8 protein-coding genes are annotated in these 11,697 nt (G+C 39.8%); 7 read left to right on the plus strand and 1 reads right to left on the minus strand.

The window, feature by feature from the left end:
* A complete protein-coding gene (locus ACJVDH_RS18725; protein ID WP_443944923.1) occupies positions 1-1,017 on the minus strand; it encodes a pectinesterase family protein in 1,017 nt (338 codons plus the stop codon).
* 241 nt (positions 1,018-1,258) lie between these two features.
* Between ACJVDH_RS18725 and ACJVDH_RS18730 the strand changes: the two genes are divergently transcribed.
* The 7 genes from ACJVDH_RS18730 (at position 1,259) to uxaC (ending at position 11,686) form a co-directional block, all read left to right on the plus strand.
* Positions 1,259-2,215 carry a pectinesterase family protein gene (locus tag ACJVDH_RS18730; RefSeq protein WP_443944924.1) on the plus strand — a complete coding sequence of 319 codons (957 nt, stop codon included), beginning with the start codon at positions 1,259-1,261 and terminating at the stop codon, positions 2,213-2,215.
* Positions 2,216-2,367: 152 nt separating this feature from the next.
* Complete coding sequence (locus tag ACJVDH_RS18735) at positions 2,368-4,038, plus strand: glycoside hydrolase family 28 protein (RefSeq protein WP_443944925.1); 1,671 nt, start codon at positions 2,368-2,370, stop codon at positions 4,036-4,038.
* Positions 4,039-4,044: 6 nt separating this feature from the next.
* On the plus strand, positions 4,045-5,973 hold the full coding sequence (locus tag ACJVDH_RS18740; protein WP_443944926.1) for a DUF4350 domain-containing protein: 1,929 nt from the start codon (positions 4,045-4,047) through the stop codon (positions 5,971-5,973).
* Between the two features lie 22 nt (positions 5,974-5,995).
* On the plus strand, positions 5,996-7,024 hold the full coding sequence (gene pelA / locus ACJVDH_RS18745) for a pectate lyase (protein ID WP_443944927.1): 1,029 nt from the start codon (positions 5,996-5,998) through the stop codon (positions 7,022-7,024).
* A gap of 29 nt (positions 7,025-7,053) precedes the next feature.
* Positions 7,054-8,565, plus strand: a complete 1,512-nt coding sequence (locus ACJVDH_RS18750) for a tagaturonate reductase (RefSeq protein WP_443944928.1) — start codon at positions 7,054-7,056, stop codon at positions 8,563-8,565.
* A 1-nt stretch (position 8,566) separates the two neighbouring features.
* The gene (locus ACJVDH_RS18755) at positions 8,567-10,213 is read left to right on the plus strand and encodes a UxaA family hydrolase (protein WP_443944929.1); all 1,647 of its coding nucleotides are present in this window, start codon (positions 8,567-8,569) and stop codon (positions 10,211-10,213) included.
* A 72-nt stretch (positions 10,214-10,285) separates the two neighbouring features.
* Positions 10,286-11,686 carry a glucuronate isomerase gene (gene uxaC, locus ACJVDH_RS18760; protein ID WP_443944930.1) on the plus strand — a complete coding sequence of 467 codons (1,401 nt, stop codon included), beginning with the start codon at positions 10,286-10,288 and terminating at the stop codon, positions 11,684-11,686.
* Positions 11,687-11,697: the final 11 nt, after the last annotated feature.

An 11,697-nucleotide genomic window follows, 5' to 3' on the forward strand; every position in this document is an offset into this window, starting at 1 on the left:
TTATTTTGTTGTCGTGGCTTTTGGCATCCAGTGATCTGATCCCGAAAGAACATTTTCTATTTTATATTTTTTAAGCATTTTAGCATTCAATTGCTTCGCCCAGGTTACACGTTTTGATACATCGGCACCAATTCCTGTATTTTCAGCTTCTGCGTAAAAGGTTGTTTTTTCATTCTCCGCATTGCGCCAATTGTCCCAGCCTTCTGCACGTATATGCTTATCCATATTTGTCCGGATAAAAACCGTTTTGGCATAAGGGCGCCAAGGCCGGCCAAGAAATACTTTTGTTGCGGCAGCATCGGCAATTAATGTACAGTGTAAAAAAACAAAACCATAAGCCTGTTGCCTACTGGTTGCCGCAGCGGTGATGTAAGAATTTTGAAGACTTTTTATCGTGCAATCTTCAAAGAAAGCGGTTGCCTGACCAAAAATAAAATCGGTTGTACCCTCTATATAACAATTTTTATAGTATTGGCGGCTGCTTTCTGTGGCGGCATATAAAGTATCTTGATTTCCGAGCAAACTACAGTTGAAAACCGCCGTTCTGTCGCCTTCAATATGTAAAGCTACCGCCTGTCCAACGCGCCCGGCTGTATTTCTAATGGTTAAATTTTCTACGGTGCAATCGCTCCCAGAAATAAGCAGTGTATAAGATGTATATGTGCTAAACTTATCGTTACCATACAAATCTTTTCCTGCCAGATAACTTTTGCCAGAGTAATCTGCATTGGTGATAATGGTAATTTCCTTATCTGTACCAATTAAAGAAATATGTTGTTTCCAACTGGGAATTACCAATTTCTCTGTGTAAATACCCGGTTTTATAAAAATGGAAACCTGTTGTTGCGATAAATCCCTAACAGCGTTAATCGCTTCCTGAACGGTCTTAAAATCGCCAGAGCCATCTTGAGCTACAGTAAAAGAACTTGGATAACTTATCGGTGCAACTTGCGCAAAACTGCCGAAACAAAAAAATAGCAGAACGAGCAAAGGGAATGCGTGTAAATTGCGTTTCATCGATGTCTTTATATTTGGTTTGGAGCCAAATAATACGCTTCAGCATCCTAAAACAAGATTAGCCTTTTTTTCTATTTATCGCAAAAGGATTGTATGCAAACGTTTGCGCGGTTTTATATGCTCAAACTTTCGCTGCGACACATTTTAATGATTAAAATTGCCTGTCATATATTTATCTGAATAGCGCTGCGGAATGGTTTTGGTGCCCGCAGCCTATTTCGTTATCCCTAACCAAATGTATATGAAAACATTTCTTTTATTTATCCTCGCCACTATCGGCATTTCGGCGAATGCCATTGATGTCCAAGCCGATTTTACGGTTGCAACCGACGGAAGTGGAAACTTCAAAACCGTTCAGGAAGCGATTAATGCTGTTCCTGATTTTCGGAAAAAAGTGACTACAATTTTCATTAAAAAAGGTAAATACAAAGAAAAGTTGGTACTTGCTGCTTCTAAACAAAATGTCCGTTTTATTGGAGAAAGCCTGGCTGAAACCGTTCTTACGTATGACGATTATGCACAAAAGAAAAATCAGTTTGGTGAAGATAAGGGCACCTCTGGCTCATCTAGTTTTTACATTTATGGAGAAGGTTTTTCTGCAGAAAACATCACTTTTGAGAACTCATCTGGCCCGGTTGGCCAGGCTGTAGCGGTTTGGGCGGGCGGCGATAAACTGCTTTTCAGCAATTGCAGGTTTCTGGGCTTTCAAGACACATTATATACCTATGGAGGCAACAACCGCCAATACTACAAAAACTGTTACATAGAAGGAACGGTAGATTTTATATTCGGCGCATCTACGGCCTGGTTTGAAAACTGTACCATTTTCTGCAAAAAAAATGGCTACATCACCGCAGCTTCTACGCCAGATACCACCAAATACGGTTATGTATTTAACCGCTGCAAAGTTACCGGCAATGCCGAACCTAATGGATTTTATTTGGGCAGACCGTGGCGCCCTTACGCTAAAGTAGCCTTTCTAAATTGCGAACTTCCTGAATTTATTCGTGCAGAAGGATGGAACAATTGGGGCAAAGAAAGCAATGAACAAACCGCATTTTATGCAGAATATAACAGCAGCGGAAAAGGTGCTAACGCCAAAGGAAGAGCGAAATGGAGCCACCAACTTACAGAAACAGATTACCGCGAATACATTTTGGAAAACGTTTTCCGTGGTTGGATACCAGAATCAAAATAACAACACAAAACACTATTAGTCAATAAATTAAAATTTTTCAATCAATTATTCCCAGCCTTAAACCGGCAACGATTGCATAGATTTCTCTTCTAAATTATCGTCAAAGAACGTACACTTGTTTTATAAACCAGATATAATTTAATAGCGTCATAATGAATCCCCTAAAAAGTAATTTTTATTTTTTGTCATTCCTCTTTGCCGGAATCGGAAGTTTCCAGGCAAATTATGCGTGCGCACAAAAAACAGCTCTTCCAACAATTCAGCAGGTTGCGTTTAAAACAGATACAACCAGTATTGCGAGTTTTGGAGCCAAAGGCGATGGTTTAACATTAAATACCCAAAGCATTAACAAAACCATTGCAGCAGTAAGTCAGAAAGGTGGCGGCGTTGTCCTTATTCCTTCTGGTTTGTGGCTTACCGGCCCGATAGAGCTTAAAAGCAATGTTAATCTTCATATAAAACGCGATGCCATTTTGCAGTTTACAGATGACTTTAATCAATATAAATTGGTTGAAGGCAATTGGGAAGGGCAACCGGCATGGCGCAATCAAAGTCCGATTTCAGGAAGTAACCTCGAAAATATTGCTATTACCGGAACTGGAATTATTGATGGAAACGGCGGAGCATGGAGAATGGTAAAGAAAGATAAACTTACCGAAACGCAATGGAAAAAATTAGTTTCGAGTGGTGGTCTGGTGAGTGAAGACGGAAAAATGTGGTATCCATCAGAAAAAGTTGTTAAAGGTTCTAAAACCAAAAATGCCGGTGTTGTAGTTGCTGGTAAAACGGCAGCAGATTATGCAGAGATAAAAGATTTCCTTCGTCCAAATCTATTGGTACTTACCAACTGCAAACGTATTTTACTGGAAGGCGTTACCTTTCAAAACTCGCCAGCCTGGAATTTGCATCCCTTGCTTTGCCAGGATTTAACCTTACGCAATTTGCAGGTAAAAAACCCTTGGTTTGCGCAAAATGGCGATGGTGTTGATGTAGAATCCTGCAAGAATGTATTGATTGAAGGCAGCACATTTGACGTTGGCGACGATGGTATCTGCATTAAATCCGGGCGCGATGAAGCCGGAAGAAAACGTGGTGTAGCAACAGAAAATGTAATCATCAGAAATAACATTGTATACCACGCACATGGCGGTTTTGTAATTGGAAGTGAAATGAGCGGGGGTGCAAAAAACATTTGGGTTTACGATTGTTCTTTCATCGGTACCGATATTGGTTTGCGCTTTAAAACAACCAGAGGAAGAGGTGGTGTTGTAGAAAATATTTATATCGACAGAATTAATATGATCGATATTCCTGGAGAAGCCATTCTTTTCGATATGTATTATGCAGCGGTAGATCCAATTGCTTTGGCTGGAGAAAAACGCGAAGCCATCAAAACCATCACTATTCCGGTAACAGAAGCTACGCCACAGTTTAAAAACTTTTTCATTAAAGATATTGTAGCCAACGGCGCAGATAAAGCCATTTTTTTTAGAGGATTGCCAGAAATGAACATAAAAGATATTTATCTCGAAAATGTAACCATTCAGGCTAAAAAAGGAATTGAAATTATTGAAGCTGATGGCATTTCGCTCAAAAATGTACATGTCATCACCGATGATACCAACCCAATTGTACGCATTCAAAATGGAATGAATATCAACATAAACGGACTTCAATATAAAAAAGATGCGGAGTTGTTGTTTGACATTACCGGCGAAAAAACCAAAGGCGTAAAAGTTTCTGCAACAAACATTTCAAATGCTAAAAAAACTTCTGTATTGGCAGACGGAACGAAAAAAACAGCGCTGGAAATTTCTAAGTAAACTACCATGAAAAAATCAATTTTATATAGTGCAATTGCTGTTGTAGGCCTTTCAATAAGTTCTCAAACGCTTTATGCACAGAAAAAACTTTCAGAGCAATTAACCTTAACTGCCATGGAGAAGCTGTTTCAGGACACAGTGATTTTGAAACCGGCAAAAGGCCCAAAATGGAGTTATGATATGGGCGTCGTATTAGAAGGTGCTGCAGCGGTTTGGCGCAATACTGGAAATGGCGATTATTTCAAATATATCCAATCGTCTATGGATGCGTATCTGGATAAAGAAGGCAACATCAAAACCTATAAAGCCGAAGACTTTAACATAGACAATATCAAAAATGGCCGCTCTTTATTGTTGTTATATAAAGTAACCGGACAACAAAAATACCTGCTTGCGGCAAATAAACTATATGATCAGTTGCAAAACCAACCGCGAACCAAAGAAGGTGGTTTCTGGCACAAAAAAATCTATCCAAATCAAATGTGGTTGGATGGTTTATACATGGGCGAACCTTTCTATGCAGAATATGCTGCGCTGATGAAAAAAGACAATGCTTTCGATGACATTGCCAATCAGTTCATCTGGATGGAAAAACATGCGCGCGACAGCAAAACCGGTCTTCTTTATCACGGTTATGACGAAAGTAAAGCCGAACAATGGGCAGACAAAACGACCGGAAAATCTCCGAATTTTTGGGGCCGTGCAATGGGTTGGTACATTATTGCGCTTGTAGATGTACTGGATAATTTCCCTCAAAATCATCCAAAAAGAGCAGAGCTTCTGCAGATTTTAAATCGTACAGCCACTGCTGTTGTAAAATATCAGGATCCAAAATCCGGTGTTTGGTTTGACATTATGGATATGCCAACACGCAAAGGAAATTACCTTGAAAGTTCAGCGTCGAGCATGTTTGTTTACGGTTTGGCCAAAGGCGTACGCAAAGGCTGGTTACCGGCAAAATTTCGCTCTGCGGCAGAAAAAGGATATGCAGGTCTAAAAAAAGAATTTGTAGAAAATGCCGGCAATGAGCGGATTAACCTGACCAGAACCGTTTCTGTTTCTGGTTTGGGCGGAAAACCCAAATATCGCGATGGAAGCTTTGATTATTACATCAGTGAAAAAGTAATTACAAACGATCCAAAAGGCATGGGCGCTTTTATCTGCGCTGCTGCAGAAATGGAAAGTGATGCTTTACCTAAACCAGGGAAAGGGATGACAGTTACAGTAGACAACTTTTTCAATAATGAATACATGACCGGACCAACCGGCGATAAAATACCGTATCACTACTTGTGGAATGAAGACGACAATAATGGTTTTTCTTTATTCGGAAAGATTTTTGAAAATGCCGGCGTTAAAACAACAACGTTAAAAGATGCACCAACTACAGCGAATTTAAAAGGTACACACATCTTTATTATTGTAGATCCGGATACTGAAAAAGAAACAGCCAAGCCCAATTTCATGAATGCCGAACATGCAAAAGAAATTGCAGAATGGGTAAAAGCCGGCGGCGTTTTGGTATTGCTGTTAAACGATTCCGGGAATTGCGAAATTGCCAAATTCAACACCTTGCCAGAACTTTTCGGCATTCATTTTAATGAAGATAGCCGCAACCGCGTTCAGGGATTAAACTTTGAACAGGGCGCAATTAAAATTCCGGCCGGAAATTCAGTTTTTAAAACAGCAAAAAAAGTTTATATCAAAGAAATATCAACTATTGTGGCTAAAAAGCCAGCTGTTGCTGCGCTGGAAGAAGGCGGCGATGTAATTGTAGCCACAGCAAAATATGGCAAAGGAACTGTTTTTGCCGTTGGTGATCCGTGGTTTTACAATGAATATATTGATGGAAGAAAACTACCGGCAGAATATGAAAACTATAAAGCAACCCAGGATTTGGTAAACTGGCTGATTAAACAAGTACCTGCTAAATAATAAAATACAACAAAACACAGTGATGAAACGGACCGTAATTTTAAGTTTTCTATTCAGTATGATCCTGTCATCCTGTTTTGCCCAACTGCCAACAGATTCCGTTGCCGAAAAGATGCTGGTCTATCAACTCGGCAACGGCGGTTGGCCCAAACAACTACAAGATAAAAGTGTAGTAAATTATGATCTTCCGCTAAACTCAGCTTTGCTTGAAAAAATCAAAGCCACACAAGATTTACATGCAACTTTCGACAACAAAGCCACAAGCCGCGAAATCGTTTATTTGGTAAAAGCGTACAAGAAAACAAAAAACAAAAAATACCTTACCTCAGCAGAAAAAGGGCTGGACTACGCTTTAGAAGCACAATACAGCAATGGTGGCTGGCCTCAGTATTATCCGGATAAATCTTTATACCGTTCGCAGATTACCTTTAATGATGATGCGATGATTAATGTGCTGAATATTTTGCAAGACATCAGCACACAAGCAAATGATTTTGATGTTGTAGATGCGCAGTATATTTCTAAAGCGCAAAAAGCGGTGGCAAAAGGAATAGATTGTATTTTAAAAACACAAATTAAACAACAAGGCAAACTGGGAATTTGGGCTGCACAGTACGATAAAGATAGTATGCAACCAGCAAAAGCGCGTGCTTTTGAACCTGCCTCGTTAAGCACAAGCGAATCGGTTGGTATTGTTCGTTTTTTAATGCGTTTCTCCAATCCATCACCAGAAATTAAAACCGCAGTAACTGCCGCATACAACTGGTTTAATACCAATAAAATTGTGGGTTTCCGTTTTGAACGAACAACCGATCCCATCACAAAAAAGAAAGATGCAGCACTAATTAAAGACGACAATAGTTTGGTTTGGGCGCGTTTTTATGACATCGATACCAATACGCCAATTTTTGGAGACCGCGACAATTCTATCAAAACCAAACTGGAAGAACTGAGTCCGGAGCGCCGGAATGGATACGCCTGGTATGGAAGTTTTGCCTCTAAGCTTTTAGAGAAAGAATATCAAAAGTGGCTTTCTTCTGCCAAAAAATAACCAATTAAACTATAGAAAAATAAAATATTATGATCTTAAATAAAGAAAATCTAAAAAATATCAGCAACGCGGAAGTGATTAAACCGACGGCTGAAATGCTAGCACTTCCGGAACGTGTAATCCAATTCGGAACCGGAGTTTTGCTGCGTGGTTTACCAGATTATTTTATAGATAAAGCCAACCGCCAAGGTATTTTTAACGGCCGTGTTTTGGTGGTAAAATCTACTTCGCGCGGCGGATCTGATGAATTTACAAATCAAGACGGTTTATATACACTTTGCGTTAAAGGCATTGAAGATGGCGAAACAGTAGCAGAAAATAGCATCAATTCATCCATCAACAGGGTGCTTTCTGCTTCTGAAGATTGGGCCGAAATACTAAAAGCCGCACATCAGCCAGAAATGCAGGTGGTCATATCAAACACAACCGAAGTAGGTATTGTAAAGAGCGAAGATCGCGTTAGCGACAATCCACCTCAATCTTATCCCGGCAAATTATTGGCATTTCTTTTTGAGCGCTTCAAAGCCTTTGGCGGTTCTGCAGAAAGCGGAATGGTTATCGTGCCAACAGAACTCATTAGCGATAATGCAGACAAATTGAAAGAAATTGTTCTTGATCTTGCTGTACAAAATAAACTCGGATGGGATTTTGAACAATGGTTAAAAACAGCCAACCACTTTTGTAAAACATTAGTCGACCGTATTGTTCCGGGCAAACTTCCGGCAGCAGAACAAACACAGATGGAAGCACAACTGGGCTATCAGGATGATTTGATGATTATGGCAGAACCATTCAGACTTTGGGCTATAGAATCTTCAAGCAATCGTGTAAAAGAAATTTTATCGTTCGCAACGGCAGATAAAGGAATTTTTATTGTCCCTTCAATTGATAAATTCAAAGAATTAAAGCTACGCTTATTGAATGGAACGCACACCATAACTTGCGGCTTGGCTATTCTGGCAGGTTTTGATACCGTTAAAGAAGCGATGGCAGATGACAATTTCCGCAACCATATTTTACAGCTGATGAAAGAAGAAATTGCACCGGCAGTTGTAAATGAAGACATTACTTATGAAGACGCCCTAAATTTTGCCAATAGCGTTGTAGACCGTTTTAGCAATCCATCTCTGGAACACCAATGGAAAGCAATTACATTAAATTACACCTCTAAATTGCAAATGCGCAATATGCCGCTTATCAGACGGTATTATGCCTTAAAAAATGAAGTTCCACAACTTACAGCATTGGGTATTGCAGCCTATATTCTGTTTATGAACGTAGAGAAAAACGGCGAAAATTATACCGCAAACTTTAATGGAAACAGCTTCCCGATTCAGGATGAATTTGCAGAAGTATTGTGTGAATATTGGAAAACACCAGAAGAGGTAGTAGATCTAACTTTGGGCGACAGACGTTTGTGGGATAAAAACCTGAACAACTATCCTGGCTTTAATGCTGCAGTAAAAAATTATATAGAATTGTTAAAAAATAAAGGTGCAAAACAAACACTAAACGCTTTGCACGCAGAAAGAACAGTATAAAATGGTAACCAGAATTTTAAAAATCCATCCGAATGATAATGTGCTTGTTGCCTTACAAAACCTGGCAAAGGGCGAGACGGTGATTTATGACGGAGAGGAATATACATTGCAGGATGACATTCAGGCCAAGCATAAATTTTTTATGCAGGATATGAATGTTGGCGATCATATTATTATGTATGGTGTTTTGGTTGGAAAAGCACAACACTTTATCCTTAAAGGTGGCTTGATGGACACCGAAAACACTAAACATGCTTCAGATCCTTATGAATTTCGCCCTTACCACTATGAATGGCATGCGCCAGATGTTTCAAAATTTAAAGATCGAACGTTTAATGGATACATCCGCAGTGATGGCCGTGTAGGAACTGCCAATTACTGGTTGTTTATTCCAACAGTTTTCTGCGAAAACCGGAATCTTGATGTTATCCGTGAAGCTTTACACAATGAATTGGGCTACGCCGTAACCGATAAATATAAAACCTACGCGCACCATTTAGTAGAAGCGTATAAAAACGGAGAAGATTTGGCAGAAGCCGATTCTGGATCTATTGCACAGGCAAATCCCGCAGCCAACCGAGTTTTTAAAAATGTTGATGGAATAAAATTCCTGAATCATCAGGGCGGTTGTGGCGGCACACGCCAGGATGCAGCAGTTCTAAGCAAATTGCTTGCAGCCTACGCAGATCATCCAAATGTTGCCGGTGTTACGGTTTTAAGTTTAGGTTGCCAGAATTTGCAAGTGCATGATTTTATGACTGATTTAAAACAACGCAGTCCGAATTTTGATAAACCACTTTTCGTATTTGAACAGCAACAATCGCAAAGCGAAGAACAGCTGGTAAAAGAAGCCATCCGCAAAACATTTATTGGTTTAACTGAAATCAATAAAATTGAACGCCAGCCGGCACCATTAAGCAAACTGGTTTTAGGCGTAAAATGTGGCGGGAGTGATGGTTTTAGCGGAATCAGCGCAAACCCGGCGGTAGGTTACACCTCAGATTTATTGGTGGCTTTAGGCGGTACTGTTTTACTTGCTGAGTTCCCTGAACTTTGCGGTGCAGAACAACAACTTATTGACCGTACAAAAGATGAAACTGCAGCGCGGAAATTTATACAGTTGATGACAGCGTACAACCAGGCGGCAGAAAATGTTGGCTCAGGATTTTTCATGAATCCATCGCCAGGCAACATTAAAGACGGACTAATTACCGACGCCATAAAAAGTACCGGAGCAGCAAAAAAAGGCGGAACATCTCCTGTAGAAGACGTTCTGGATTATACAGAACCTGCAACAAAACCGGGTTTAAATCTGGTTTGCACGCCAGGAAATGATGTTGAAGCCACAACCGGAAAAGCGGCATCCGGAGCAACTTTAATTCTATTTACAACAGGTTTGGGCACACCAACCGGAAATCCGGTTTGTCCGACAATAAAAGTGGCAACCAATAACGCACTGACCAAAAGAATGGGCGATATTATTGATATCAACTGCGGACCAGTAATAGAAGGTGAAAAAACCATCGAACAAATGGGTGAAGATATTCTGGAATATTGTATCAAAGCAGCAAGTGGCGAAGTTATCCCGAAAGCTGTATTATTAAATCAAGACGATTTTATCCCTTGGAAACGCGGGGTAAGTTTATAATTCTCCAGGCAAAAAATTTTAAATCCGGCCTTTGTTAAAAACTGAAAAACCGGCCAAAATCATACTAACAACATGAAATCATTTCTAGATGAAAACTTCCTTCTGCAAAGTAAAACTGCAGAAACGCTCTACCATAATTTTGCAAAATCATTACCAATCATCGATTATCATAACCATTTGATTCCAGAACAAATTGCCAATAACGCGAAATTTGACAACATCAGTCAGGTTTGGCTTTATGGAGATCATTATAAATGGCGTGCTATGCGTACAAATGGTGTAGATGAAAAATACATTACAGGAACGGCGAGCGATTTCGAAAAATTTCAAAAATGGGCAGAAACGGTTCCATATACCATGCGCAATCCGCTCTACCACTGGACGCATTTAGAACTTCAACGTTATTTCGGTATTACTGATTTATTGAGCGAAAAAACTGCGCAGAAAATTTTTGATGATTGTTCTGCTAAACTGCAAAGCGATGAATATTCTGTACGTGGCTTATTGTCAAAAATGAATGTTGAAGTGGTTTGTACCACAGATGATCCGCTTGATGCGCTAAACTTTCATACACAATTGGCTCAAGAAGGAGGCAAACTGAAAATGCTTCCAGCTTTTCGCCCGGATAAAGCCATGAACAGCGATGATGTTGAAGGCTTAAACCAATACATCGATAAGCTTGAAGCGGTTGTTGGCAAAAGCATTGCTAACCTTAAAGAATATTTAGATGCACTTAAATCCCGTCATGATTTTTTTGCAAGCCAAGGTTGTTCAGTATCCGATCACGGTTTGGAACAAATTTATGCTGAAGAGTATACCGAAGCAGAAATTTCGGCCATTTTTGATAAGATCAGAAACAAACAAAACATCTCTTACGGAGAAAACTTAAAATTCAAATCGGCAATGCTGGTTTATTTTGCCGAGTGGGACCACGAGAAAGGTTGGGTACAACAATACCATTTAGGTGCCTTGCGCAACAACAACACCAGAATGTTAAGCCAGCTTGGCCCCGATACGGGTTGGGATTCTATTGGCGACTTTAGTCAGGCGCGTGCATTGTCTAAATTTCTTAACCGCTTAGATACTCAGGACAAACTTGCCAAAACCATTATCTATAATTTAAACCCCGCGGATAATGAACTGATTGCCACGATGATTGGAAATTTTAATGATGGTTCTGTAGCTGGTAAAGTTCAGTTTGGTTCTGCCTGGTGGTTTTTAGATCAAAAAGATGGCATGATCAAACAAATGAATGCATTGTCTAATATGGGATTATTAAGTCGCCTTGTAGGTATGCTTACAGATTCCAGAAGTTTTCTTTCTTTCCCTCGCCACGAGTATTTCCGCAGATTATTGTGTAATCTTTTTGGCGAAGATGTAGAGAACGGCGAATTGCCGAATGACTTGGAATGGATAGGCAAGATAGTTCAGGATATTTCGTATTTTAACGCAAAAAATTACTTTAAATTTTAACCGAATACGCC

The organism is Pedobacter terrestris (assembly GCF_052343045.1).
In the GTDB taxonomy this organism is placed as follows: domain Bacteria; phylum Bacteroidota; class Bacteroidia; order Sphingobacteriales; family Sphingobacteriaceae; genus Pedobacter.